At 68.0% G+C, this 25,866-nt stretch carries 25 protein-coding genes and 1 tRNA gene; 14 read left to right on the top strand and 12 right to left on the bottom strand.

Going from position 1 to position 25,866, the window contains the following annotated elements; translation table 11 throughout:
* Positions 1–2,745 (bottom strand): pyruvate dehydrogenase (acetyl-transferring), homodimeric type, encoded by a 2,745-nt coding sequence (gene aceE, locus C5B97_RS10935; RefSeq protein ID WP_104312592.1) that lies wholly within the window; start codon positions 2,743–2,745, stop codon positions 1–3.
* 168 nt (positions 2,746–2,913) lie between these two features.
* Between aceE and C5B97_RS10930 the strand changes: the two genes are divergently transcribed.
* The 7 genes from C5B97_RS10930 (at position 2,914) to C5B97_RS10895 (ending at position 8,995) form a co-directional block, all read left to right on the top strand.
* Positions 2,914–3,408, top strand: a complete 495-nt coding sequence (locus C5B97_RS10930; protein ID WP_146080793.1) for a redoxin domain-containing protein — start codon at positions 2,914–2,916, stop codon at positions 3,406–3,408.
* Positions 3,399–3,474 (top strand) — tRNA-Val (locus C5B97_RS10925). Before C5B97_RS10930 ends, C5B97_RS10925 begins: the two co-directional genes overlap by 10 nt.
* A 265-nt stretch (positions 3,475–3,739) precedes the next feature.
* The gene (locus C5B97_RS10920) at positions 3,740–4,060 is read left to right on the top strand and encodes a helix-turn-helix domain-containing protein (protein WP_104312068.1); all 321 of its coding nucleotides are present in this window, start codon (positions 3,740–3,742) and stop codon (positions 4,058–4,060) included.
* The gene (locus C5B97_RS10915) at positions 4,057–5,439 is read left to right on the top strand and encodes a type II toxin-antitoxin system HipA family toxin (protein WP_104312067.1); all 1,383 of its coding nucleotides are present in this window, start codon (positions 4,057–4,059) and stop codon (positions 5,437–5,439) included. Before C5B97_RS10920 ends, C5B97_RS10915 begins: the two co-directional genes overlap by 4 nt.
* A 398-nt stretch (positions 5,440–5,837) precedes the next feature.
* A complete protein-coding gene (locus tag C5B97_RS10905; RefSeq protein WP_146080792.1) occupies positions 5,838–6,368 on the top strand; it encodes a hypothetical protein in 531 nt (176 codons plus the stop codon).
* Positions 6,369–6,697: 329 nt separating this feature from the next.
* Positions 6,698–8,242 carry a hypothetical protein gene (locus C5B97_RS10900; protein ID WP_104312064.1) on the top strand — a complete coding sequence of 515 codons (1,545 nt, stop codon included), beginning with the start codon at positions 6,698–6,700 and terminating at the stop codon, positions 8,240–8,242.
* A 213-nt stretch (positions 8,243–8,455) separates the two neighbouring features.
* Complete coding sequence (locus tag C5B97_RS10895; RefSeq protein WP_104312063.1) at positions 8,456–8,995, top strand: hypothetical protein; 540 nt, start codon at positions 8,456–8,458, stop codon at positions 8,993–8,995.
* Positions 8,996–9,069: 74 nt separating this feature from the next.
* Here the strand turns inward: C5B97_RS10895 and C5B97_RS10890 are convergent, their stop codons facing one another.
* The 6 genes from C5B97_RS10890 to C5B97_RS18220 form a co-directional block, all read right to left on the bottom strand.
* Positions 9,070–9,576, bottom strand: coding sequence for a DUF1990 family protein (locus tag C5B97_RS10890; RefSeq protein WP_104312062.1), 507 nt, complete (start codon positions 9,574–9,576; stop codon positions 9,070–9,072).
* A gap of 87 nt (positions 9,577–9,663) precedes the next feature.
* Entirely contained in the window at positions 9,664–10,689 is a 1,026-nt protein-coding gene (locus C5B97_RS17955) for a hypothetical protein (RefSeq protein ID WP_181026979.1), read from the bottom strand.
* Positions 10,690–10,791: 102 nt separating this feature from the next.
* Positions 10,792–11,769: a zinc-binding dehydrogenase gene (locus tag C5B97_RS10880; protein ID WP_104312061.1), complete on the bottom strand. Its 978-nt coding sequence runs from the start codon at positions 11,767–11,769 to the stop codon at positions 10,792–10,794.
* A gap of 2 nt (positions 11,770–11,771) precedes the next feature.
* Positions 11,772–12,194, bottom strand: a complete 423-nt coding sequence (locus tag C5B97_RS10875) for an organic hydroperoxide resistance protein (RefSeq protein WP_104312060.1) — start codon at positions 12,192–12,194, stop codon at positions 11,772–11,774.
* 2 nt (positions 12,195–12,196) lie between these two features.
* Positions 12,197–12,655 carry a MarR family winged helix-turn-helix transcriptional regulator gene (locus tag C5B97_RS10870; RefSeq protein ID WP_181026978.1) on the bottom strand — a complete coding sequence of 153 codons (459 nt, stop codon included), beginning with the start codon at positions 12,653–12,655 and terminating at the stop codon, positions 12,197–12,199.
* A 47-nt stretch (positions 12,656–12,702) separates the two neighbouring features.
* On the bottom strand, positions 12,703–13,728 hold the full coding sequence (locus C5B97_RS18220) for a hypothetical protein (RefSeq protein ID WP_258068148.1): 1,026 nt from the start codon (positions 13,726–13,728) through the stop codon (positions 12,703–12,705).
* On the opposite strand from C5B97_RS18220, the gene C5B97_RS10860 reads away from it, so the two are divergent.
* A complete protein-coding gene (locus C5B97_RS10860) occupies positions 13,700–13,930 on the top strand; it encodes a hypothetical protein (RefSeq protein ID WP_146080791.1) in 231 nt (76 codons plus the stop codon). The two genes, C5B97_RS18220 and C5B97_RS10860, sit on opposite strands and share 29 nt — an antisense overlap.
* A 61-nt stretch (positions 13,931–13,991) precedes the next feature.
* Here C5B97_RS10860 and C5B97_RS10855 read toward each other — a convergent pair whose 3' ends face one another.
* Positions 13,992–14,633: a Pr6Pr family membrane protein gene (locus C5B97_RS10855; RefSeq protein ID WP_104312057.1), complete on the bottom strand. Its 642-nt coding sequence runs from the start codon at positions 14,631–14,633 to the stop codon at positions 13,992–13,994.
* A gap of 64 nt (positions 14,634–14,697) precedes the next feature.
* Here C5B97_RS10855 and C5B97_RS10850 point away from each other — a divergent pair, with 64 nt between their 5' ends.
* Positions 14,698–15,723: an ATP-binding protein gene (locus C5B97_RS10850; protein WP_104312056.1), complete on the top strand. Its 1,026-nt coding sequence runs from the start codon at positions 14,698–14,700 to the stop codon at positions 15,721–15,723.
* 36 nt (positions 15,724–15,759) lie between these two features.
* Here the strand turns inward: C5B97_RS10850 and C5B97_RS10845 are convergent, their stop codons facing one another.
* The 4 genes from C5B97_RS10845 to C5B97_RS10830 form a co-directional block, all read right to left on the bottom strand.
* On the bottom strand, positions 15,760–16,653 hold the full coding sequence (locus tag C5B97_RS10845; RefSeq protein ID WP_104312055.1) for an SDR family oxidoreductase: 894 nt from the start codon (positions 16,651–16,653) through the stop codon (positions 15,760–15,762).
* A 72-nt stretch (positions 16,654–16,725) separates the two neighbouring features.
* Positions 16,726–17,526 carry an SDR family NAD(P)-dependent oxidoreductase gene (locus C5B97_RS10840; protein ID WP_104312054.1) on the bottom strand — a complete coding sequence of 267 codons (801 nt, stop codon included), beginning with the start codon at positions 17,524–17,526 and terminating at the stop codon, positions 16,726–16,728.
* A 77-nt stretch (positions 17,527–17,603) separates the two neighbouring features.
* On the bottom strand, positions 17,604–18,497 hold the full coding sequence (locus C5B97_RS10835; RefSeq protein ID WP_104312053.1) for an SMP-30/gluconolactonase/LRE family protein: 894 nt from the start codon (positions 18,495–18,497) through the stop codon (positions 17,604–17,606).
* Entirely contained in the window at positions 18,484–20,289 is a 1,806-nt protein-coding gene (locus C5B97_RS10830; protein ID WP_104312052.1) for a glycoside hydrolase family 15 protein, read from the bottom strand. The genes C5B97_RS10835 and C5B97_RS10830 overlap by 14 nt, the downstream gene beginning before the upstream one ends.
* Positions 20,290–20,497: 208 nt before the next feature.
* On the opposite strand from C5B97_RS10830, the gene C5B97_RS17950 reads away from it, so the two are divergent.
* From C5B97_RS17950 to C5B97_RS10810, 5 genes are read left to right on the top strand one after another with little or no spacing between them, the layout of a single operon-like run.
* Complete coding sequence (locus C5B97_RS17950; RefSeq protein ID WP_181026977.1) at positions 20,498–21,562, top strand: acyl-CoA/acyl-ACP dehydrogenase; 1,065 nt, start codon at positions 20,498–20,500, stop codon at positions 21,560–21,562.
* The gene (locus C5B97_RS10825) at positions 21,559–23,073 is read left to right on the top strand and encodes a PIG-L family deacetylase (protein ID WP_181026976.1); all 1,515 of its coding nucleotides are present in this window, start codon (positions 21,559–21,561) and stop codon (positions 23,071–23,073) included. Before C5B97_RS17950 ends, C5B97_RS10825 begins: the two co-directional genes overlap by 4 nt.
* A complete protein-coding gene (locus C5B97_RS10820; protein WP_181026975.1) occupies positions 23,070–23,900 on the top strand; it encodes a glycosyltransferase family 2 protein in 831 nt (276 codons plus the stop codon). Before C5B97_RS10825 ends, C5B97_RS10820 begins: the two co-directional genes overlap by 4 nt.
* Positions 23,897–24,421, top strand: coding sequence for a hypothetical protein (locus tag C5B97_RS10815; RefSeq protein WP_104312049.1), 525 nt, complete (start codon positions 23,897–23,899; stop codon positions 24,419–24,421). The genes C5B97_RS10820 and C5B97_RS10815 overlap by 4 nt, the downstream gene beginning before the upstream one ends.
* Positions 24,418–25,845, top strand: a complete 1,428-nt coding sequence (locus C5B97_RS10810) for an NAD(P)/FAD-dependent oxidoreductase (RefSeq protein WP_104312048.1) — start codon at positions 24,418–24,420, stop codon at positions 25,843–25,845. Before C5B97_RS10815 ends, C5B97_RS10810 begins: the two co-directional genes overlap by 4 nt.
* Positions 25,846–25,866: the final 21 nt, after the last annotated feature.

Here is a 25,866-nt window from a genome sequence, read left to right as displayed (position 1 = left end):
TTAGGCGTCTCCGCCCGCGCTGCCGCTCGTGCCGGCCTTCGGGTTGTGCAGGTCGTACTTGTCGATGGCCTCCTGCACGACCGAGCGGTCGAGCTTGCCCTGCGTCGCGAGGCGCTCGAGGGCGCGGACGACGACGGAGTGGCTGTCGATGAGGTAGTAGCGACGAGCTGCTGGACGAGTGTCGGAGATGCCGAAGTCGTCGGCGCCGAGCGTCGTGAAGTCGTTCTTCACGAACGGACGGATCTGATCCTGCACAGCGTGCGAGAAGTCGCTCACCGCGATGACCGGGCCCTCTGACGCCTGGAGCTTGTCCGTGACGAAGGGAACCTTCGGCTCCTCGTTCGGGTGCGTCCAGTTGTACTCCTCGGCACGGAGGCCGTCGCGACGGAGCTCGTTCCAGGACGTGACCGACCAGACCTCGGCGGCAACGCCCCAGTCCTTCTCGAGAATCTCCTGCGCCTCGAGAACCCACGGCACACCCACGCCAGACGCGAGCAGCTGCACGCGCGGCCCGGAGGCCTCGGTTCCCTTGAGGTAGTAGATGCCCTTGAGGATGCCCTCGACGTCGACGTTCTCCGGCTCAGCTGGCTGCGCCATCGGCTCGTTGTACACCGTGAGGTAGTACATGACGTTCGGGTCCTGCTTCGGGTTCTCCGACTGGGAGTCCGGGCCGTACATCCGCTCGATGCCTGCCTGCATGATGTGTGCGAGCTCGTAGGCGTAAGCAGGGTCGTAGGTGATGACTGCCGGGTTGGTTGCGGCGATGATCGGCGAGTGGCCGTCCATGTGCTGCAGGCCTTCGCCGGCGAGTGTGGTGCGTCCGGCGGTGGCTCCGATGAGGAAGCCCCGCGAGAGCTGGTCGGCTGCCGCCCACATGGCGTCCGCCGTGCGCTGGAACCCGAACATCGAGTAGTACATGTAGATCGGGATCATGGCTTCGCCGTGCGTCGAGTACGACGAACCGGCTGCCGTGAATGCGCCCATGGCGCCGGCCTCGTTGATGCCGACGTGGTTGATCTGACCCTGTTCGCTCTCGCGGTAGGCGAGGAGCAGCTCACGGTCGACCGACATGTAGTGCTGGCCGTTGGGGTTGTAGATCTTCGCGGTCGGGAAGAACGCGTCGACACCGAAGGTGCGGGCCTCGTCCGGGATGATCGGGACGATGCGTGCGCCGAAGTCCTTGACGCGCATGAGGTCCTTGAGGAGGCGGACGAACGCCATCGTCGAGGCGATCTCCTGCGTTCCGGATCCCTTCTTGACGGACGCGTACGTCTTGTCTTCCGGGACCGCGATCTGCGTGAACTTCGAGCGACGCTCCGGCACGAAGCCGCCGAGCTCGCGGCGACGCTCCTGCATGTACTGGATGGCCTCGTTGTCCGCGCCGGGGTGGTAGTACGGCGGCTGGTAGACGTCGGCTTCGAGCGCTGCGTCCGAGATGGGGATGTGCAGCTGGTCGCGGAACGCCTTCAGGTCGGGAAGCGTGAGCTTCTTCATCTGGTGCGTCGCGTTGCGGCCCTCGAAGTGCGGTCCGAGGCCGTAGCCCTTGATCGTGTGGGCGAGGATGACGGTCGGCTGGCCCTTGTGCTCAGTCGCTGCCTTGTAGGCCGCGTAGACCTTGCGGTAGTCGTGGCCGCCTCGCTTGAGGCCCCAGATCTCGTCATCGCTGTAGTTCTCGACGAGCTTGAGCGCCTCTGGGTCGCGTCCGAAGAAGTTGTCGCGGACGAATCCACCCGACTCCGTCTTGTACGTCTGGAAGTCGCCGTCCGGCGTCTCGTTCATGAGCGTGCGGAGCGCGCCCTTGTCGTCGCGCTCGAGCAGCGAGTCCCACTCGCGACCCCAGACGACCTTGATGACGTGCCAGCCGGCGCCGCGGAAGAAGCTCTCGAGCTCCTGGATGATCTTGCCGTTTCCTCGGACGGGGCCGTCGAGGCGCTGCAGGTTGCAGTTGACGACGAAGGTCAGGTTGTCGAGGTTCTGGTTGGCTGCGACCTGCAGCTGACCACGCGACTCGACCTCATCCATCTCGCCGTCGCCCAGGTACGCCCACACGTGCGAACCGGAGGCATCCTTGATGCCGCGGTTGGTGAGGTACTTGTTGAACTGCGCCTGCCAGATCGCGTTGAGCGGCCCGATACCCATCGAGACGGTCGGGAACTGCCAGAAGTCCTTCATGAGGCGCGGGTGCGGGTACGACGGCATGCCGAACGGAGCAGCGGACTGCTCCTGGCGGAAGCCGTCGAGCTGCTCCGACGAGATCTGCCCCTGCAGGAAGGCACGCGAGTAGTTGCCGGGGGAGGCGTGCCCCTGGAAGAAGACCTGGTCGGGTCCGTCCGCGTGGTCGTAGCCCTTGAAGAAGTGGTTCAGACCCACTTCGTAGAGCGTCGCCTGCGACGCGTAGGAGGAGATGTGGCCGCCGACTGCGACCCCTTCGCGCTGCGCGCGCTGCACCGTCATGGCCGCGTTCCAGCGGATCCACGAACGGTACGTGCGCTCCAGCGACTCGTCACCGGGGAACTCTGGCTCATCCTCGGGCGCAATCGAGTTCACGTAGTCGGTGGTTGGAACCATGGGAACGCCGAGGTGGCGCTCCCGAGACCGCTCAAGAAGGCTGAGCATGATGTCTCGTCCGCGCTGGTGTCCCTGCGCGTCTACGACCGCATCGAGCGATTCTCGCCATTCGGCGGTCTCCTCGGGGTCGCTGTCAACGTAATGCTCTGAGTACGGATCCTGGTTGTTAACAGCCACCGTCGACCTCATTTCGTTCCGGGTTCGTCACGTCAATGGCGCACGCCAGGTTATGACGCGCAGTCCACCCGCTAGCTTATCTATGGTTTGTGCGATGCACACGCAGGTTGAGGGGAATCCTTGTCGAAGCGCGCACAACCGAACATCGTGAGTGGAGAGGACCTGATCGTGAGCGAATTCGCGCCCCCACTCGAATCCATCTCCCTGGTCGATCATCGCGGCGGGATGCGCGTCGTCGCGGGCCCGGCAGCGTCGGCTCGGCTGCTCGTGTTCGTGCCAGGGGCGTTCACACCCGTGTGCGCCGATGAGGTTCGAGAGCTTGTCGAGCTGGTCGACTCGGCTCGGAATACGGGGAGATCCAGCGCCCTCGCTCCAGGCTTCGAGGTCTTCGTCGTCGCTACCGACAGTGCGGCGACGCTGAGAGCCTGGCTGCACGACCTCGGCGCTGACGGAGTGCTCACCGGATGCAGCGACTTCTGGCCGCACGGGCGGGCCGCGCGCGCCTACGGCGCATTCGACGAGGGTTCTGGCGCAGCCACGCGCCGCACCTTCCTGTTGCGAGCGGATGGCAGCTACCGTCTCGTCGCGTCCGCTCGCCCGGGGGAGGCGCGTGTTCGAGCGGACCACGCCGCCGCGCTACACTTGCTCGCCGAGGGCCTTTAGCTCAGCTGGTAGAGCGCCACGTTTACACCGTGGATGTCGTCGGTTCGATCCCGGCAGGGCCCACCACTCTCTACCCCTGGTCAGAGGTACATTCGTGCCGAGTCTCTCGATCCAAGGCTCTCGATCAGGCGGTCAAATTCCGGTGAGATTCCGATCGCCTTATGTTCCACCCTCGGTCTCGCAAGGGTGGTGCTCACCGCGCCGCCGAGACCTCCACGAGACCTCTGCGGTCGCGGAGGTTCTATGCATCTGATGAACCGCTCGGGCTGGATTCGTGGCAATAAAACTGTCCATTCGAGGTCTTAATGGATACAAGTGTTACCATGTCGGTATGGCGGAACCCGATCTTGCACGACCACAGAGCCGCAGTCGCGAAGCGCGAGCGCTGGCCGCGCTCGGAGATTCCCTGCGTCGCTGGCGGAAGCTGCGCGGCATCACCGCCGAGCAGGTCGCGGAGCGCGCGCGCACCACACGGGTCACCCTCCGCAAGATCGAGAACGGCGGCAGCGTCTCCAGCGACATTCTCATGCGCGTCATCATGGTTCTTGGTATCGAGCAAGGCATCCTCGACGCTGCCGAACCCCTCAACTCAGATGTCGGCCGCCTTCGCGCGGACGAGCTCCTCGGCGAACGAGTGAGACCCCGACGATGAACGTCGACGTCTTCACCACGCTCGCCGACGGCAGGGAAGTGCTTGCCGGCATCGCGCAATCTACGGCCCATCCGCACCGGCGCGCTGCCGGTATCAGCTTCACCTACGCGCCCGACTACCTGCGCCTGCGCGGCGCGTACGCGCTCTCCCCGGACCTGCCGCTCAGAGTCGGTGTCCAGAACCCGCCTACGCACCGGCCGATGTTCACCGGATTCGCCGACGCGATGCCCGATCGATGGGGCACGCGTCTCCTCCAGAGCGAGCACCGGCGTCGTCGCCGAGCCGACCCGGCCCTGCCTTCGAAGCTGGACGAGACGGGCCTGCTCCTGGCTGTGCCCGACCACACTCGCCAAGGCGCGCTCCGCTTCCGCGACGGCAGCGGCAGCTTCCAGAGCCACGCCGCTGGGCCACCCCCGGCAGTCCACGACCTCGCCTCACTGGTTGCAGCCAGCGACGACGCCCAACGGGGGATCGGACCCAGTGACGAGACGCTCCGCACTCTCGTGCCGATCGGCACGTCCCAAGGCGGTGCGCGCCCGAAAGCAGCCGTCATCAACGGGCGCGGTCGGCTCGCGATCGCCAAACTGCCCCAGGCCGACGACCGCTGGAACATTGCAGCCTGGGAAATAGCGACCATGCGGATGGCGCACGCCGCCGGCATCGTCACCCCGCACCACGAGCTGCACCCCGCCACGACCGGTGACGGCTACGGCGTTGCCGTCATCGAACGCTTCGACCGGGACGGCGATACGCGCCGCGGTTATCTCAGTCTGCATAGCTTCCTCCAGACGGAAGATGGGCAGCACACCGACTACGAGTCGATCGCCATCGAGCTCACAGCCGCCACGGCCACCAATGGCGAGCAGCTGTTCCGACGAGTGGCGCTCACCATCCTCGTCAACAACGTCGACGATCACCTTCGCAACCACGGACTGCTCCTCGGCCGCCGCGGATGGGAGCTGAGCCCCGTCTTCGACGTGAACCCGTTCCCCTACGCGCAAGACGCCGCGACAGCACTGACCCTTGACGACGACCCCGACAACCGCGACCTCCGGCAGCTCATCGCCAGCGCCGACGCGTACCGGCTCACCGACGAGCAGGCCATCGACGCCATCCGCGAGGTCGAGCACGCAACCGCTGACTGGGCGAAGTACGGGGCTGAGGCTGGCTTTCCGCGAGACGAGATCGAAGGGTTTGCCGACGCATTCGAGGGGCCGAACCGCGAGCGTGCGAAAGCGGCCGTCCCCTCGAGCCCAAGCATCATCGACCTGCCAGCCCCGCCCGGATCGAGCGGCGCAGCAGGGGCAGGCCGCGTCTGGATCCCCGCGCACACCCGTCGAGGGAAGCACGTCCGCGGACACTGGCGCGACACGAGCTAAGCCATCCACCGCAGGATGGGCAGCTTCCGCCCACGACTGCCCCGATCGTTGCTGTTCTGCGGATTGAGAGCACCCTCGCACGCGGTGAGACGGCCGTCGGCCGAGACCCGCAGTTGCAAGGGCGGCGAACGGAAGCCACGAAACTCAGCACGCAGGCGCAGGAGCTGATCGAAGCCCGGAGACATGCTCGAGGCAAACCGCATCCAGGTGGTCAACCCGCAGGCGAAGTCCGTGAACGACATGTCAGTGACGACCACCGTGATTTACCGCGCTGGCGGAACGTTCACCGCGATCGCCTTCCATACGGCCACACCTGTACCCGGGAGGCGTCCAGGATCGATTGGGAGCGTTGTCGAGTCACCCGTGCACGGAGAACAGGCGAACGAAGCGAGGTACAGATGACCGCAAGCCCCAACTCAGACCTGGCAGCACCTCCCGAATTGGAGGCCGTGATCGGGCGCGGGTGGATCGTGGAAGTACGCCGCTACACCCTCTGGATCCTCGCGATTGCCGTGTTCCACACCATCGCGAGCAGCGGTTCGCGTAGCTACTGTCCGGGTGGTGTGACCGGGGCTGGAGACTATCTCGACGCGAATGGGGAGATCACGGACCAGGTCCCGAATTGTCTCGCGATGACGCTGCAGCCCAGTCCGTTCGCGTACCTTGCGTTGGCGCTCGGATTCGTGAGCATCCTCACCGTGCTCATCCGCCGGGGAACGATCCTCCCAGACGCTCGACGCCAGTTCACTCGTTCATCCATCCTGTTCACCATCGTGATCGTGCTCTGGACCGGAGCGTCGCTCTACTCCCTCTTCACGTTCCCGATCGAGCTCTATGACGGCGGCCTCGCTCGTCCTGACGGATTCATCTTCGGCGATGTCGAAGTCGACATCTCTCCTATGCAGGTCCAGCTGCCGAACCCGAGTTGACCGGCGGCGCTCGGCGATGCCCATCCACAACCACGGACACAGCAAGGAGCACACCCCCACGCCGCCAGCCGGCCACAGGAAGACCGTGCTCGTCGCATTCCGCGCCCTCATGGATCGCAAACGTGGACCCGCGTCCCCTCAGGAATTGTTCACACGCCTTAAACGTGAACAATCCCCAGAGTCGTGTTGAACAACATAGGGTCGATTGATACCCGGGTGTTCGCACCGGCGATCTTGATCCCTGAGCGCGACCCGCGGTGTACCCACCCCTCTGCCGACGGCGCCGGAGCGCCATGAGTCCGACGCCCCCACACCTAGGACAAGAGACCATGACACGCGTCACCAGACGACTCCTCGCCGCACTCGGCACCGGGGCCATCCTCGCCACCGCGCTCGCCCCGCCGGCGCAGGCGGCACCCGACCCCCGCCTCGAGAGCACCGAGCTCGACGTCGAGGAGCTCCGTCTCAGCGCCACGCTCCCCGGCGAGACCGTTCCCTTCTCCACCCAGATGATCGCATCCACCGGGCTTGAGGCCGCGCTCGACAACTTCTCGGCCACGCTCGCCGGGACCGCACCCGACAACGCCGACACGCTTATCGTGGAGACGGGACGTGAGATCTGGGACATCGCCGTCCAGAACGCTCAAGACGTCGGAGCAGCCACCCGTTACGAGGACCGCGGTCTCTACTGGGCGCGGCTCGCGATGCGCGCCGAGGTCAAGGACTGGGCCGCCTCCTCCGCCGTCTCGGCTGAGCAGCTCACCGACCTGCTGCACATCCTGGAGGAGGCGACTCGCGGCCTGCTCGAGCTCGGCTTCGACGAGGACCCTGGCGTCACCAAGGTGATGATCAGCGGATTCGACCCGTTCCAGCTTCCCGCCCTGCTTGAGCGCTCGAACCCCTCCGGTGCCGTCGCCCTCTCCCTCTCCGGCCGTGTCATCGAGACGGCCTCCGGGCCAGTGCAGATCCAGGCCGTCGTGCTGCCCGTGACGTGGTCGCGCTTCGACGGCGGAATCGTCGAGGACGCGTACGGTCCCCAGTTCCTCGCGGGTCCCGCGTCACCCCAGATGGCGATGACCATCAGCCAGGGGCGCACCGGCTACGACATCGAGCGCTGGGCGAGCAGTTGGCGCGGCGGCGGCGTCGACAACCTCGACGAGCGCGCTCTCGAAGAGGCACCGGATGCGGCGGCGTGGCCGCAGACCGTCGACGGTGCGCAGTTCATCGAGACGACGCTGCCGTTCGAAGAGATGGTTGCCGCAGAGACGGGCCCGTTCCCGGTGCAGCTCAACAACGCCTTCTGCTACTCCTTCAGCGAAGCTCGGGATGACGAGGCGCAGTGTGTCGGCACGAACGACCCGACGGCGCCGCCCGAGGGATCCTTCGCAGTGAGTGGTGGAGGCGGCGACTACCTATCGAACGAGAGCATGTACCGCGCGAACCGTCTCCGCGTCGGCCTGGACCGTCAGGATGTGGCCGGCGGCCACCTGCACGTCCCAGTGCTCGACTACGCCAACCTGGCCGCCAACCGGGCGACGAACGTCGAGCAGACGCAGCAGCTCATCTTGGCGGCGGCCGCCGCGCTTCCGACACCCGCAAGCCCGGAGCCCACGCCCACGGCAACCCCGTCAACTACTCCGACCGTCGCGCCCGAGCCCACGCAGGAACCGAAACCCACCGTTGCGCCTGAACCATCGACGGCTCCGAGCCCCGTCGAGACCGCGACGTCCGCGCCAGCGGCTCCCGTCGACGGTGACTCGAGTGCATCACTCGCCACGACAGGAAGCGCCGGATTGCCGTTCCTGACGATCACCGCGGTTGCGATCGCCGCACTCGGCGGGCTTGTCCTGCTGCTGCGTCGCCGACGCAGCTAACGCTCGCGTGGCGGGGAAGGTGGCGTATCCGTCTTCCCGAAGCCAGCACAGCGTCCCCGGCTCGCCGACCGCCGCCCCGACTCCGTGGGTCCAGACGGGCGGCCGGTCGGGGAGGAATCCACCCTGTGCGGATGAGCCGTGACGACGATCATCCCGCTTTCGCTAGGCTCGCAGTGACACCAGCAGGGGGCAGCAACCGCCTTGGAGGGGATCATGCCGAACCGAGCACATCGCGCGGAGGAAGAGTCGCTCGTAGAGTTCCTCGCCGACTACACGCCCGGGGAAGCGACGTTCTCCCTCTCGACCGGTGACACACCACTGCTCAGGGCGATGCTGAATCCAGATCTGACGGCCCGCCTGGGCATCGCTGAGCGGCTGCTCGACGACGGCGCGGATGCATCCGTCACTCTCTCGTCCGGTCTCAACGCCCTGCACCTGCTGTTCTCGAACCGCGAGCACGACCTCGACCGCGAGGCGGCGCTTGTCGCTCGGCTCATCGCGGGCGGGGCCCTCGTGAACGCGATCTCGAAGCGGCAGGGACCGCCGCTGCTCACCATGATCGACTCAGGTATGGCCTCGCTGACCGGCATCGGCGTCGTCATCGACGCGATCACCGAGTCGACGATGCTCGACCTCGAGGTCCTCGTCAACCGCAGAGGAAGACCCCGGAAGACACTTCGCGAGGAGATCGCGACATCGGAATGGCATATTCCCGAGGTGAGGGAGCGTCTCGGGATCTCCCACCAGCCTTGACCGAGGCGATAGCCTCGCCAGCCTCGGGCGGTCTCCCCGGAGCGTCTCTAGCCTCGACGAGGTATTCGCCGCGCTCAGCTTTGGGCCTCGCTTGCGGCCAATGCCCGAAGGTACCGGCGGGTCATCCGAGTCTGCACCGCTCGAGCTATTGGGCCGCCGAGGATGGTGAACCAGCGCGCGGGTGCGGAGAAGGCGACGATGCTGAAGGTCACAGTCCCGGAATCCGCCAGGTCCAGCACGAAGCGCTCCTCACCTCGCTCGGGGTGGCCGGGGAGCGTGCCGTAGGCGAAGCCGCAGGAGGTCGAGGTGCGCTCGGCCCAGACGACCAGGCAGGGGATCGTGAACTTCAGCGGACCCATCTGCAGTCGCATGACGACGCGCGATCCCTCCCGCAGGGGGACCTCCGAGAGCTCGACCGAGGCGCCGGCTCTGCTCTGCGCGCGGCCAGCGAGCAGGTCGTCGGCCGCCCGCTCGAACGTGTCGCGCCCGTGCCCGATGACCAGCGATTCGCGCACGTGGTGGTAGCCGTCAGGCAGTTGTCCGGCGGTCGCTCCGACCTCCGCATACGTGAGCCGTGTCATGAGGTGCTTGCTAGCCCGCACATCATGTGGGCGAGCTCATGCGACGGTGAGGCGAGATACGCCGAGGCGGAGGTGCCCGGCATGAACCTAGAACCTCTCCTTCTCGTCGATGGCTGCGGGAGACACGACGGCTGCGATCTGCGTGCCCTCCTCCGCGCTGGTGAAGAGGGCCACGACGATGTCGTCGGTGACCGGCCAGAGATCGACGTGCTGGATCCACGTCACCTCGAGCTTGTTGGCTGCCCACGAGCCTGACGCTGGCGCCTCAGCCCGAGGGGTTCCCCACTGTGCGATGAAGCCGGCTCGCACATCGCTCATGACCCGAGCGAGCGCTGCCACATCGGCGGGGTTCCCTGGCTCGTGCGTGTCGATGACGGCAAGCTCATGCCCCCACGCTGCCGTGGTGCGTGGCAGGTTCCGGAGTCGCCCGAACTGGATTCCCTCGATGCGCGGCTCCTCGAACAGCTCGAGGCAGGCCGCGATCACCTCGCTGGTGTTCACCTCTGGGGCGACGAAGGGAGTGGCGGCGCGGACAGGCTCAGGTTCCTCGTTCTTGACTTCAGCCACCCAGGCGTCGAACGGGTCTGGTTCGCGAACCTCCCAGTGGGCGGGCACCTCGACGCCGAATTCCGTCTCGACCCACGCCCTGAACTGAGCCAGTGCCGCCACCGATTCCTCGTCCTCGTCAGACGGTTCCTCGGCGAGCACGTAGCCGTTCAGCTCGAGATAGCCGATGGCGAGCAGTCGCAGGAAGTCCACCGCGTCATCAGCGAGGGAAAGGCGCTCGCCCTCCGACCCGAGCACCACCACACGGATGGCGTCCGAGGGGTCGCGCCAGAGCGCGGCGAGGCTTCCGGTGCCGTCGGTCTGCCCGAGCGGGAAGAGGCGGTCGTGCCCCACTTCGTCCGGCTCGAACCAGCCGGTCAGCGACTCGGTGGGGGAGAAGACGATGCCGAGCTCCGCGGTCCCCGCGTATGGGGTGAGGAAGTAGCCGTTCCGGTTCTCGAAGCCCCAGCCCTGTCCTTCCATCCACGTCCACGCCCGCTCGAGCGGCTCGGGGATGGTCATACCGTCGGGGAGCTTCGGCGCCAGGAGGTCTGCGAGATGTGACATGCGTTCAGGATGGCCGCCGAGCTTGAGCAGATCCAGGGAGCGCCGTGCAGAACGCCCCGCCCTGTGACGGGCGGGGCGTTCGAGAAGCCGATGCCTGCGGCGCTAGGGGCGAAGCAGGACCTTGCCGACCCGGCCCGAGGTGAGGCTCGCCTCGACCGCGTCGGTGATCTGCTCGAACGGGAACACGTCGGCCACGGGAAGCGTCAGCTGACCCGAGCTGAGGTGCTGAAGCAGCTCGCCGAAGAGACGCTGCTTCAGGCCGGCGTCGATGGACTGGCTGACCTTGCTGCCCCAGAACCCGCGGACTGTCGCCTGCTTGAAGATGACGTCGCCGGAGGACAGCTCGAGCGTCGGTGACGCCATCGCGCCGAAGACGACGAGCTCGCCGTTCTCCGCGAGGAGCGAGAGCACCTCGCCAGCCGACTTGCCACCCACGGATTCGATGCCGACCTTGATGGGCGCACCACCGGTGATCGCCTCGACCTCGTCCCGCCAGCCGTCCACGTTCGTCGCGACGATGCGCTCGATGCCCTGCTCGCGAAGCTCGTCAACACCCTCGGACCGACGCACGAGGCCGACCACGTTGACGCCGCGTGCCGCCGCGATCTGGGCGACCATGCGGCCGACGGCGCCGTTCGCCGCGTTCTGCACAAGCCAGTCGCCGGACTCGAGGCCGAGCGACTCGAGCAGGCTGATGGCGCTGAACGGCATCGCGACGAGCTGCGCGGCCGATTCGTCCGGCACGCTGTCCGGGACGGGGATGAGGCCAGCGGCGGGGGTGGTCACGTACTCGGCCCACGCGCCGAACGATCCGCCGGTCGCTACCCGCTGGCCGACACTCAGTCCCTCGACGTCGGAGCCGATCGCATCCACGACCCCGACAGCTTCGGTCCCAGCTCGTGCGGGCAGCTCGGGCTTGAAGCCGTAGGTGCCGCGCACGGTCCAGAGGTCATGGTTGTGGATGGGGGAGAGCAGGATGCGCAGGCGCACCTCGCCGGGGCCGGGCTGGGGGAGTTCCTGTTCCTCGACCGTCAGGACGTCCTGCGGCTCGCCGAAGGTGGGATGGGTGATGGTGCGCATGATCAGTCCTCCGAGACCGTGATGGTGACGTCGATGTTGCCGCGAGTGGCGTTGGAGTATGGGCAGACCTGGTGTGCCGCGTCGGCGAGGGCCTGAGCTTCGTCGTGGGCCAGGTTGGGGATGACGACCTCGAGCAGCACGGCGAGCTGGAACCCGCCCTCGCCGTTCGGTCCGATCTGCACGCGTCCGCCGACGCTGGAGTCGCCGAGGTCGAGCTTCTTGCCTCGCGCGACGGCGTTCAGGGCGGAGTGGAAGCAGGCTGCGTACCCGGCGGCGAACAGCTGCTCGGGGTTCGAGCCAGCTCCCGACCCGCCCATCTCCTTGGGTACGGCCATCGTGAGGTCGACGGTGCCGTCGCTCGAGACGACGCGACCGTCTCGGCCTTGGCCGGTCGAGAGAGCTTCCGCGGTGTAGAGCACGTCCACAGCTAGTCCTTCTTTCCTTGTGCGTCCGCCTGGTCGGCGGTGGCTTGCATGGTCTCGGTCAGGTGCTGGAGGGTGCGCAGCAGCGCTGCACCTGATTCCTCGGTCCCGAGACCGGTCCCCGCGGCGATGCGGGCTGGGATGTGCGAGAGCTCGGTGCGGAGCGCGACGGCTCGGTCGGTGAGCCTGACGTCGACAATCCTCTCGTCGTCCTGGCGACGTTCGCGTGCGATCAGGTCCGCCTGGGCCATGCGCTTCAGCAGCGGCGACAGGGTGCCGGAGTCGAGCTGCAGCAGCTCGCCGAGTGTCTTCACCGACTGCTGCCCGTCGTTCCAGAGCACGACGAGCACGAGGTACTGCGGGTAGGTGAGGCCGAACGGCTCCAGGAGCTTTCGGTAGGCCTGCGTGGTCGCCCTGCTCGCCGCGTAGAGCGAGAAGCAGATCATGTCGTCGGTAACGGGCATGTCTAAAGCATTGCACACAACTCAATTGTGCACAATCGAAAAGTGCATCAGTCATCGCCGTCGAACAGTCCTCCGTCGAGCACCCAGTTGTAGCGGAGGCGGAGCGCGCGTTCGGTGCTCGCCACCAGGCTCGCGACGACGAGAGAGATGTTGAGCCACGACGGAAGATGGATCGGCGAGGAGAACGTGCCGACCCGATCCGCGATCGGCGGAATGCTCGTCAGCTGCTCTGCGATCTGCGGCACGCCGAGCACGAGCGCGACGACGAGGATGCTCACCGAGGCGATGCCGAGGAAGCGGCCCAGGCCGGGCCGGTCGCGCTGCAGTCGCGCTCTGCGCCCCTCTGCGGAGCCAGGGTCGGGCACCAGCTGCTGTTCGCGTCCCTCCGCCGAGACGAAGTGGCAGCGCTTGAGCCCGTAGCCGCTGGCGACGACCTCGATCGTGCCGCCGGGGGCCTGGAACAGGGCGGGGAGCTTCGACTGCGCCACATGGCGTCCATCCCGGTAGAGGCCCGCCACAACCTCGCCGTCAGAGTCTCCCCAGAGCTTCACGTCCACCGACCAGAGGTGCTGCACGCCGTCGCCTTCGACGAGCCGGAGGTGGAACAGGGCTCGTGAGAAGGGCTGCCACCACCGATACCGCTTGAGCTCGTGGCCATCGCCGGCCGTCACCCTCTGGGCGTCCCGCTTGCGCTTCCAGTCCGAGAACATCGCGGCCACGGTAGCAAGCGGCCCTGCGCGGCTCCCGGACACCGTGACCGGAACGTAGCCGTTCGGGGTCCTGCAGCCGGATAGATTAAAGTCTTCCCAACCCGGAGGATCGCCCGTGACTCGCCCGTCGCCCAAGAAGCGCTCCCGCGCCGGAAGAGCCTCTGCCAAGCGCGCGCCGACGACAGCTGGTCCAGGCCGGAAGCGGGTCGCGCCGCGCTCGGCGTCCGCGACGTCGAGGCCGCGCACGCCTCGCCGCGCGAGCACGCCGCCTGCCAGGGGCGCCCGCACGAGCGCGAGCAGATCGGCGCGGCCAGCCGCCGCGAGGCGAGCGCCCGTGTGGTGGATGCAGGCGAAGCCGGTCACCTCCACGCTGCGCTATCCGCCGCTCGCCGCGCTCGCATTCCTGCTGGCGGTCACGCTCGTGACACTCGCTGCGACACTCGGCATTCTCTGGCTCTTCGTGCCGGAAGTCGCTGCGCGTACGGTCGAGCAGGCTCTCCTGCTGGCCCTCGGACTCGCCCAGGTCGTGCAGTCCGCCGTCTCGTGGCTCGGGTCGGTGCTCTAGCGCCTCGAACGTACAGGCCACCTGTCACGGTCTCCCTCACCCGGTCTCGCATCCTCCACGTTCAGCCGCGCACATACCCCCGGAAGCGGCTCGCCCACCAGACGAACGTGGCCGCCACGAGAAGAGCACCGAGCAGGCCCACGACGTGCAGGAACAGAGAAACGGGCCCGTGCTCCGGCAGCAGGAACCCGTAGGGCACCCAGCCGTCGGTCGCACCTCGGAGCAGCACGACGAGCATCCAGAGCAGCGGGTAGGGCAGCACGACCCACAGCCGCTGCCAGGCCAGTCGCGGGCGATCACCGACGAGCAGCCAGTCGAGGACCACGTAGGCGGGGAAGACGACGTGCAGGATGGCGCTCACCCACGGAGGCGCAGAACCGGTCCCAGGCACGAGCGTGTTGTAGATGACACCCACGATGATCATGCAGCTCGTAGCGACACCACGGAGAACCGCGAGCCATGCGGGAGCATCGCGCCCGAGCATGGCGAGCACTCCCGCCGCGATGAGGAGTCCGCTCGTGATGAGGCTCGTCTGATTCGTGAAGTAGCCGAAGAAGTCGAACGGGTTGCTGTCGCCGACACCGATGCGGCCGACGTAGGTGGAGACGAGCATCGCGATGACGGCGAGACCGACGCCGATCCGCACCACGCCGACAACTCGGCGTGCCGACTTGGACGCCTGGTGCTCTGTCGTGCTCGTCATCTGCGTCAGCCTAGGGCCGCAAGGCTGGCACAGGACTGCGACCCGCGCTCGTAGGATCTGGAGCGTGACCGACGACTTCCCCCTTCGCGACCCCGCTGCCACCACCGCCCACGTGGCGGAGTCCGATCTCACCGACGCCATCGACGAGGTCCTCGATGCCGCGATGGCGTTGCTCTCGGAACGCGGCGATGCGGCGGTCGAAGATGGCGACCTCGATCCCGTCTTCCGCGCCCACGTCGTGGAGATCCTCACCGAGGCCTGGACGAGGCTCGCGGGACTCCGCGATTTCGGGTACCTGCAAGCCCCCGCCTCGCTGGACCTCGGCCTCATGCAGGCGACGGTCGACGTGCTGCTCGCCCAGGGCCTGCACCCGGCCCAGCCTCTCGTATCGGCGAACGTCCTCTTCGAGGTCGCCCTTCCCGCGTTCGCTTCCCGGATGCCGGTGCCGACGGTGACGGTCGCCCAGGTGCTGCACTCGAGCGTCTTCGGCAGGTTCGTCCCGGGGGCCCTCGCCTACGCCGAGACGCTCCGCGGCCAGCTCTCCGGAGTTCAGCGCGTCGCGGAGCTCCGCCTCGCGCGTCAGCTGCGGGAGTCGATCCTGCCCGAGCTCGGCGGTGACCGTCCCGCTCGAGCAGCGGCGCTCGTCGACGCGCTCAGCTGGGACCTCGAGCACCCGGCACCGCAGGACTTCCCGGATGCGCTGCTCGAGTACGCGAGCCACGAGCTGCCGATCCTGACGCCCGTGCAGGTCACGGAGATCGGCACCAGGGGCCGAGTCTCCGCGCCCGCAGCGGAGGAGCTGCACGCCATCGCGGTCGAGGCGATCAGGAACGCGAGGCGTCACGCTGGGGCGAGTCGGATCGACATCGTACTGCTCTGGCGGCCATCGACGCTGGTGCTCACGGTCACGGACGACGGGCACGGCGCCGCCGCGCCGCTGGAGGAGCTCGGGGCGCGAACCCACGGCATCGCATCCATGCGGCAGCGGGCGGCGCTTGTCCACGCACGCATCCGCTTCGAGACGAACGAGACGGGCACGACCGTGACGCTCACGTGCCCGACGGATGCAGACGAGGACGCCCGCGCCTGAGGCGCGGGCGTCCGACGTCGACGAATGAGCCGAGTGCTACGGCGTGGGCATGCCGCCGTTCACGTTGAGCGTCTCGCCGAGCACGTAGCTCGACTCGGGTGAAGCCAGGAAGACATACGCGGGCGCGAGCTCTGCTGGCTGCCCCATGCGCCCGAGCGGTGTGTCCTCGCCGAACTGCTCGACCTTCTCCGGCGGCTGGCCGTCCGTGACCTGGAGGGGCGTCCAGATCGGGCCGGGAGCGACCGCGTTGACGCGGATGCCCTTCGGCGCGAGCTGCTGCGCGAGGCCCTTGGTGAAGGCGTTGATGGTCGCCTTCGTCGATGCGTAGTCGACGAGGATCGGAGCCGGCGAGTAGGCCTGGATCGACGTGGTGTTGATGATCGTCGACCCCGGGGGGAGGTGCGGGATCGCGGCCTTCGAGATCTCGAACAGCGCGTACACGTTGACCTTGAACGTCTCGTCGAACTGCTCGCTCGTGAGCGTCGTCAGGTCCTCGTTGTAGATCTGCTTGCCGGCATTGTTGACGAGGATGTCGAGACCGCCGAGCTTCGCGACGGCAGCATCCGCAAGGCCCTTCACGTACTTCTCGTCGGTCAGGTCGCCGGGCAGCTGCACGACGTTGACACCAGCGTCCTGGGCGATCGCGGTGATGCGGTCTGCATCCTCCTGCTCTTCGGGCAGGTAGGCGAGAGCGACGTCGGCACCTTCGCGGGCGAAGGCGATGACGGTTGCAGCCCCGATGCCGGAGTCGCCGCCCGTGACGAGGGCGCGGCGGCCCTTGAGTCGGCCGGAACCCTCGTAGGTGCTCTCGCCGAGGTCGGCGGTGTCGCGGAGCTTCGCGTCGAGTCCCGGCTCCGTCTGGTCGTCGGAGTTCGGCTCGATCTCGCTGTAGAGCTTGGTCGGGTCGGTGAAGGTGTACTGATTGGCCATGTTCGACTCCTGTTCGTTCGGTTGATCGTTCGTGGGTGAGGGGAAAGCGAGTCCGCGCGAAGCGGATGACGCTCAGATGGTCGCTACCGAGCCCGCGTCGACTCGGTAGTTCGAGCCGTTCACGAAGGAGGCTCGGTCTGAGCAGAGGAAGGTGATGACGGATGCGACTTCGTGGGCCTCCCCGCGGCGGCCGAGCTCCATGTACGGGCGCTCCTCGTCGAGGAACGACTCGATGGCCTCGTCGAAGCTCGTGCCGAGCTCGTCGGCGCGCTTCTTCATCATCGCGTCGGTCATGGGCGTCGAGATGAAGGCGGGGGACACCGCGTTCACGAGCAGTCCCTCGGAGGCGTAGCTGCGGGACAGCCCCTTCGAGAGCGCGAGGATGCCCGCTTTGGCCGCGCAGTAGGGCAGCTCGTCGTCGTACGGCTGGACCGCATCCTCGGAAGCGAGGAACACGATGCGCCCCCAGCCGCCCTTGCGGAGCGAGGGGAGGAACTGGCGGACGAGGCGGACCGGCCCGAGCAGGTCGATCTCGACGGTCTTGGTCCAGCCCTCGTCGTCGATCTCATGGAAGAGGCCCTGCGCGCCGGTGATGCCGGCGGACTGGACGAGGATGTCGATGTCTCCGACGTGCTCCTGCACGAAGCCGTGGAGTTCCGCGAGATCGTCGAGCTTCGTGATGTCGGCGGCGTACGAGTAGAGGCGCCCCTCGGGTGCGTCCAGTTTCGCCGCGGCCGCCGCCAGCGACTCCTCGTCGCGGTCGCTCAGGACGACGGTCGCGCCCTCTTCGAGGAGCTGCTTCGCGGTCTCCCAGCCGATGCCGGAGTCGCCGCCCGTGATGAGTGCCTTCTTGCCAGTGATGCCTAGATCCATGTCTTCTTCCCGTCTGCGATGTTCGTGTGGTGTGCGGTGCGGTGCGGTGCGGTGCGGTCGAGTTGAGGATGGAGACGTCAGGGAGCACCGGTGGTCTGCCCGAAGACAGACGCGGCGCGCCCGCGGCCCATGCCCTCGACGGCGAAGATCGACCCGCTCAACGGGGCGTCGACCAGGTCGCGTTCCGTGAGGTTCTCGCGCGCCGTGCCGACGAAGAGGGTCGACAGGGCTTGACCGCCGAAGGCGACGGACGTCACGTTCGGGGCGGGAACGCTCAGATCCCCGAGGGGGTCGCCGTCTGAGCTCCAGTGCGCGACGCTCCCGGCTCCGTAGATGCCGTTCCAGAACGAGCCGTCGACAGCGCGTGCGAGACCATCCGAGTTGCGACCGCGGATGAACGGCTCGAGCTCGCCGAGGTCCTCGGGGCCGGGTCCGTACGCTGCGCGGTAGATCGTCTGCGTCGAGGTGTCAGTGACGTACATGGTGTCGCCCGAGTCGCTCCACTCGAGGCCGTTGGTCGTGTGGAACCCGCCCAGCAGCATCCGCACCGTTCCTTCGGCGTCGAACGTGTAGAGCGCGCCGTCTGGGGCCGTCGAGGTCATGTTCATGGAGCCGACGACGAAGCGGCCGAACGGGTCGACCTTGCCTTCGTTGAAGCGGATGCCACCGTGCGAGTGCTCGACCGAGGCGAGGGTCTTCGTGAGGCGACCGTCAGCGTCGAGCTCGACGATGCGGTCCTGGAGTGAGGCGACGAACCCACCGTCCGCGGCTGGCTGGATGGCGCTCACCGGAGCCGGGAGCTCGGCGATCCGGTCGTCGCTGCCGTCCCTCGCTCCGTCGATGCTCCCCAGGTGGAACGTGCCCTCGGTGATGTCCACCCAGGCCAGGTCCTCCGTTCGGGCGTCCCACCAGATGCTCTCCACGAGCACGGAGCGCAATTCGCGAAAGACGGTCGGCTCACCGGTCATCATGGGCCTCCTTCGGCACCAGGTCCTTGATCATGAGGGCCGCGTTGATGAGCGCCAGGTGACTGAGTCCCTGTGGCAGGTTGCCCCAGAACGCTCCGTCGCCTGCGGCGATCATCTCGGCGAGCAGGCCGACGTCGTTGGTCTGCGTCACGAGGTCGTCCATGGCTGAGACCGCTTCTTCGTGCCTGCCCACGCACGCGAGCGCGGACACCCGCCAGAAGGCGCAGGCCACGAACGTGTGCTCCTCCGCTGAGACGCCCGAGTACCGGTAGAGCAGCGACCCCTGGCCGAGCTCCCGAGTCAGGGCGTCGATGGTGGACGACATCCGCTCACCTCGATCGAAGCCGCTCGGCGCATGCAGCAGCACCGAGGCGTCGAGGCGGTCCGTCCCGGGGTGCATGACGTAGCTTGCGAGGTCCTCGGACCAGCAGTGCTCGTCGGTCCAATCGTGAATCCGGTCGCGTTCCGCCTTCCAGCGTGCGACGTCGCCGTTGATGTGCGAACCCTCGGCGAGCGCGATCGCGTCGGTCAGCGCCTGCCAGCACCCCATCTTCGAGGACGTGTAGTGCTGCTCGTCCCCGAGCTCCCACATCCCCGCATCGCGGCTGCGCCACTCGTCGCACACCTTGTCGGCGACCTTGGCGAGCAGGCGCGCAGTCTCGACATCCAGCAGATTGCCATCGTCGACGTAGGTGCGGCTGATGGCGATGAGGTCGCCGTAGATGCCCAGCTGGAGCTGGCCCTGCGCGGGGTTGCCGGAGACGACGGGGCCGATGCCGCGCCAGCCCGGCACGTCGTATTCGACGACGCCGGCGCAGGTCGAACCGCCGAGCGAGTACATGACGAGGACGTCTGGCCCCTGCTCGCGGATGGTCCGGAGCAACCAGGAGATCGCAGCGTGCGTCTCCTCCCGAAGTCCGAACCAGGTCAAGGAGTGTGCCGTGTAGGCGAGGTCACGGATCCAGGCGAAGCGGTAGTCCCAGTTCTTGCCGCCAGCGGGGTTCTCTGGCAGAGAGCTCGTCGCGGCGGCCGCGATGGCACCGGTCGGGCTGTGGATGAGGAGCTTGAGGGCGAGAGCGCTGCGCTGAACCTGCTCGGACCACGGACCCTCGTAGGAGAACTCATCCGACCAGGTCAGCCAGCTGTCGATCGTCCGGTCGATGCCCTGGTCGACCTTCGCCGGGTCTGGCACCCGGAGCGGCTCGCCTTCCGTCGCTGTCAGGACGAGGAGGTGCCGTGAGCCCACGGTGGTGGTGAAGTGGCCGTGGAGTTCGGCGGGGTCAGCGCTGGTCGGGTCGGAGGAGGCCGGGCCGTGGTCTGAGCCGACGACGGCCATCGACAGCTGACCGCAGCGGATGATGGTGTGCTCGCCAACCCGGTCGAGCCACGGGGACTTGGTCCCGAGCATCGTTCCGGGCGAGATCTGCCAGGTGAACTCGACGGATCCGTCGAGCCCCTCCACACGACGCGCGAACTCGGCCCAGGGGAGGCGTCCGGCGACTCCCGTGACCATGGCGTCCGTGACACGGGCGACGCCGCCGGCGGTCGTGAAGGTCGTCTCCAGCACGTTCGTCTTCTCGATGTAGCGGCGTGAGGATTCGTAGGCCTCGCGTGGGACGAGCTCGACGGATCCGCCTGTCTCCTCGTCGAGGATGCGCGCGAAGACGGGTACGGAATCGAGGTTCGGGAGGGGCAGCCAGTCGACCCGACCGTTCGGGGCGACGAGGGCGACGGTGCGGCCGTCGCCGAGGGCGGCGTAGTCGCGAAGGGGGAGTCCGGGGGGAGTCTTCGTCATGAGGGTGACGACGCTACGGGACGTCCCGGCTGACTCCGTGGGAATTTGCTCCGCGTGCCTGGGCGTCTGTCGGTACTCGTGAGCGCGCGTGATTACTGGGTTGCGGGACCGGTGTCAACCCTCCCGGGGACTCACGGTCGAGGTGCGTAGCGTGCCACGTTCGGGCCATGTGTCGGCTCCGTTCGATGGACATCCGGAAGGAGAGCACGTGTCTGAACGCTTCCAGGGCATCGACGTCGATCCCGGATTCTGGGATGGTTCGTCCGCACTCCTGGCGGCGGCTGGCTCGTGCAATGGAGTCGCTGCGCCGCTCATCGACGCCCTGCGCGCTTCGCCCTCGCCGCCGGTTCCCGGCAATGGCAGGACGCGGTCGCTGTTCGGCTTGCTCGCCAGCTTCGGCGCGCTCGACCTGACGGCCGCCCGAGTCATCGAGCCGCATTTTGACGCGGCCGCCATCATGGCCCAGTCCGGTTCCTCGATCGACCCCGGGACGAGCTGGGGGGTCTTCGCCTCCGCCTCGCCTGTCGAGGTCCGGTGGGAACCGGAGTCGGCGCGCGACGACAGCCCACCGCGTCGCGCGACCCTCTCGGGAACGAAGCGGTGGTGTTCCCTCGCGTCGAGCCTCGACCGCGCGCTCGTGACGGCGTCGGACCATCACGGCGAGTGGATGTTCGTGCTCGACCTCAGCCAGGACGCCGTCAGTCCTCATGAAGGGGGAGCGCCCCTCACCGGCCTCAGCGGGGTGCCAAGCGGACCGGTGGAACTCGATGCGGCGTCAGCGTGGACCGTCGGCGACGGTGCCGACTGGTACACCTCGCGTCCGGGCTTCGCCTGGGGTGGCATCGGCGTCGCGGCCGTCTGGTTCGGTGCCGCAGTTGCGCTCGGTCGGTCGCTTCAAAGCTCGGCGAGCTCTCGTGAGCCGGACCAGCTGGCGTGCGCCTGGCTCGGGGAAGCCGACCGCCTGCTGCATGGCATCCGCGTGCAGCTGGAGGACGCGGCCGACCGCATTGACGCGGGGACGGCGGACTGGGGGCTCGCGCAGCGGGTGCGCGGGAACACGGCGAGCGGATGCACACGGCTCCTCGCGATCTGCGGGGAAGCGCTCGGACCGGCACCCCTCGCCTTCGACCCCGTTCACGCCAGGCGCGTCGCGGACCTGACCATGTACCTCCGGCAGCATCACGGCGCGCGCGACGACGCGGCCCGCGGCCGGTCGCTCTCCGACGCGGTTCGGGCAGAGCACGATGCGTCGCCCGGGGGAGGAGCCTCGTGATCGGGGCCGCGCAGCCTGCGTTCACGCACCTGCGGGGCGGAACTCCCGAAGCTGCCTGGCTGGAGGCTGGCGTCACCGGCTTGCCGAACCTTGATCCTGAGCTGTTCGCGCCGGACCGCGGAGCGGAGACGTTGCTGCTTGTCGGCGCGGCGCATCCCGACGACGAGTCCCTCGGCGCCGCAGGACTCGTCGTCTCCGCGCTCGCCGTGGGCGCCGATGTGAGCGTGCTGCTGTGCACCAGGGGTGAGGCCTCCCATCCGGGGTCGCAGAGCGTCTCCAAGCAACGCCTCGGCGAACTCCGACGGGCTGAGTTCGAGGTCGCTCTCCGCGAGCTGCACGAGGGTGCGGCGGTGATCGCCCGCCAGGCTGGACGTGCAGTCGGTCGCCTCGACCTCACCGAGCTCAGACTGGCTGATGGGCAGCTGTCGAGCGCCGTCGACGAGATCGTAGCGGCCGCAGGATCGAGGCTGCGCGACGGCCCGGAGCGGCGGCTGGTCGTTGCTGCCCCGTACCGGCGGGACGGGCACGCCGACCATGACGCCGTGGGCGAGGCTTTGGCCCGAGCTGCTCTCGGCACCGGTGCGGTGCTGCTGGAGTTCCCGATCTGGTTCTGGCACTGGGCAGACCCGGTGACGGATACGGAGTGGCGCCACTGGCGGAGCCTCCCGCTCGCTCGTGAGGCCGCCCAGGCGAAAGACCGCGCCATCTTCGCCCACGCGTCCCAGGTGCGTCCCCTCTCCGACGCTGCAGGCGACGAGCCGGTGCTGAGCCACGCGCACCTGCAACACTTCCGGCGTGACCTCGAGGTCTTCCGGGTGACGGCATCCGCCACCCGCGACTCCGGCTCCGCGCGCTGGGCCTTCGACGAGGTCCACGCTGCTGCGGTCGACCCGTGGGAGCTTCGCTCGAGCTGGTACGAGCGGCGCAAGCTCGACGTGCTGCTCGCGATGCTCCCGGCCGAGCGCTACGAGCGGGCCCTCGAGATCGGCTGCTCGATCGGCGAGAGCACGTCGAAGCTCGCGGGCCGGTGCTCCCGGATCCTGGCCGCGGATGCGAGCCCTGAGGCGTTGAGGCTCGCCGAAGAGAGGCTGACGGGCAGCGAACATGTCGAGTTGGTCCTCGCGACCCTCCCACGTGACTGGGCCGCGCTCGACGTGGCGGATGGGCAGCTGGACCTCGTGGTGCTCTCCGAGACGGGCTACTACCTGGCCGAGGATGAGCTGTGCGAGCTCATCGCGAGGTCGCGTCGGGCGCTGGCCCCGGCGGGAGTGCTGGTGCTCTGCCATTGGCGTGGTCCCATCGTCGGCTGGCCGCTCGACGGAGATCGCGTCCACTCGCTGACCGCCCGTCTCGGTATGCGCCGCCTGGCCTCCTACTCGCAGGAGGAGACGCTGATCGACATCTACGAGAACGGGAACGACGCTGGGAGTTCCTGCTTCGCCAGCCCGTCCATGACTGCGACGGCGGCCTCGGACGTCGACAGCGGCCGACGTTCGGAAGAGTCCTCGTGAGCGTCGCGTCGCGACCACGAGGCGTCGACGAGGATGCCCGCATTCGCGACGTGCGCATCGTCGTCCCGGCACGCGATGAGGAGCGCACACTCGAGACCTGCCTCACTGCGCTGACCGCAGCGATGGACGCCCTCGGCAGAGCTCAGCGAGACTTCCACGTGCGGGCTCACGTCGTGCTGGTTCTCGACTCATGCCGCGACTCGAGCCTCGAGATCGCAAAGCGCGCCGCGGACCGCGATCCCCGCATCCACCTGATCGAACGTGCGCACGGATCCGTGGGCCGCGCGAGACGCGACGGTGTCCGTACCGCACTCACCCTGTCGACAGCCCACTCGGGTGACACCCCATTCGAACTGCACACCGCCTGGATCGCCTCGACGGACGCGGACTCGGTTGTGCCGAGGGACTGGCTGGTCGGGCAGCTCGAGTTCGCCGACGACGGAGCCGACCTGCTGCTCGGCACGGTGCTCCTCGCGCGCAGCGGCGACCCCCGGGACACAGAACTCGAGACCAGATGGCTCGAGGACTACGTCTTCGAGGAGGGGCATCCCCACATCCACGCCGCGAACCTCGGTATTCGAGCCTCCACGTACCTGCAGGCCGGCGAGTACCCCCCACTGCGCGAGCACGAGGACGTCGAGCTCACCTCGGCGGTCAGACGCCTCGGTGGCGTCGTGCGCTCGAGCGCCAGACATCCGGTCGTGACCTCCGCACGCACGACCGGACGCACCCCCGGAGGGTTCGCGATGTTCCTCAGCCGTCTTTGCGGTGAGGAGCAGACACCACGAGAGAATCAAGAAACGACGATCGTCAGGAGCATCCGATGACAACGACACGAGGATTCGACCACGAGGTCTACGCGGGCTACCTCAACGCGCACCTCCTTGCCTCGGAGGCTGGACTGAGGGCCTTCAAATCCGCCACTGCCACCTGGGCGGGCACGCCCCACGAGGAGACCATGCGTGTACTCGTGGCACACATCGCCGCAGACCGGCGCGACCTCAAGACGCTGATCGAAGGGCTCGGCTACCAGGAGTCCTTCCTCAAGCTGTGGCTCACCAACGGCGCTCGTCTCGCGGGCACCTTCAACCCCGTGAACATCCTTCGCCTGCGCCGTCGACCGAGCACCCAGCTCGAACTGGACATGCTCACTGGCATGGTCCGCGCCAAGCTGTCCATGTGGGAGGCGCTCATCGCGGTGCAGCCTCGCGATCCGCGCCTCGTGCTCTCCGGGCTCGAAGAGCTCCTGGCGCGTTCGCAAGCGCAGATCGATCTCCTCCAGAGCATCAGCCAAGACTCCGTGGAGGAGCGCTTCCTCGAGCAGGCCTCGAGGGACGTCAGGTCATGAATCGCCGCGCGATCGTCGTCGGCGCGGGGCCGAACGGCCTCACGGCAGCGGCGCTGCTCGCCAAGCGCGGCGTCGAAGTCGTCGTCTACGAGCGCGCCGCGAAGATCGGGGGAGCGTCCAGGTCGGCGGAACTCTTCGGCGACGGGTATGTGAGCGATCTCGGTGCCGCGGCGCATCCGATCGGCATCGCGAGCCCCGCCTTCCGAGAGCTGGAACTCGAGGCCAACGGTCTCACGTGGGTGCACCCTGACATCCCGATGGCCCATCCGCTGCCAGGCGGTCGCGCCGCGATGCTGCACCGGGACATCGAGCGGACCGCCCACGAGCTCGGCGTCGACGGGCCGGCCTGGAGGTGGTTGCACGAGCACTTCTCGCACCACCCCTTCGAGACGGTGGAGAACACCATGGGGCCGCTCCTGCGGATCCCGCCGCACCCGTTCGACATGGTGCGCCTCGGAGCGCTCGGTGCGCTCCCCGCCGCGACGATCGCCGGCCTGCTCTTCCGCAGCGGAGCCGCCAAGGCGCTGTTCGCTGGCTCATCCGCGCACGCGACGCTCCCGCTGACCCACGCGCTGACGGCGGCGTTCGGCATCACCTTCGGCGCGCTCGGCCACAGCACCGGATGGCCGGTCGCCAAGGGCGGTTCGAGCAGCATCACCGACGCGCTCGCCCGGGTCGTGCTCGCGCACGGTGGCCGCATCGAGACGAACGCCGAGGTGACCGACCTCCGGGACCTGCCGGACGCCGACGCGGTGCTGCTCGACCTCACCCCGAAGCAGGTCCTGCGCGTCGCGCACGAGCAGCTGGGGTCTCGGTACGCCGCCCACCTCGCCGGGTGGAAGTACGGGGTCGGCGTCCACAAGATCGACTACCTGCTCGACGGTCCGGTGCCGTGGGCGGATCAGCGCGTGACCGGTGCCGGCACCGTGCACGTCGGTGGTCGCATGCAGGAGATCGTCGCCGCGGAGCGGGCCGTGAACCGTGGCCGCATGCCCGACCGCCCATTCGTGATGGTGACGCAGCAGTCCAACGCGGACCCGAGCCGCACCCACGACGGCAAGCAGGTGCTGTGGACCTACGCGCACGTCCCCAACGGAGCGGACCTCGACGTGCGTCCCGCGCTCGAGGCGCAGATCGAGCGCTTCGCCCCTGGCTTCTCGGAGGTCATCCGTGACCGCCGCGAGTGGAAGCCCAGCGCCCTCGAGGCCTGGAACCCGAACCTCGTTGGCGGCGACATCGGCGGAGGAACGCTCGCCGGCACGCAGCAGATCTTCAGACCTGCTCCGTCGTTGCACCCGTACCGAGCTGGCCGCCGTGGACTCTACGTCTGCTCCTCGTCCACCCCGCCCGGGGGAGGAGTGCACGGGATGCCGGGGATGCACGCCGCGCGAGCCGTGCTGCGCGATTGGTCACGCAGCCGCTGACCGCGGGCTCCGAGCGCTACG

It is taken from the genome of Pseudoclavibacter sp. RFBB5 (genome assembly GCF_002931555.1).
GTDB lineage: Bacteria > Actinomycetota > Actinomycetes > Actinomycetales > Microbacteriaceae > Pseudoclavibacter.
The sequence above is the reverse complement of the archived record's forward strand: the minus strand, read 5'-3'. Positions and strand labels throughout refer to the sequence as shown.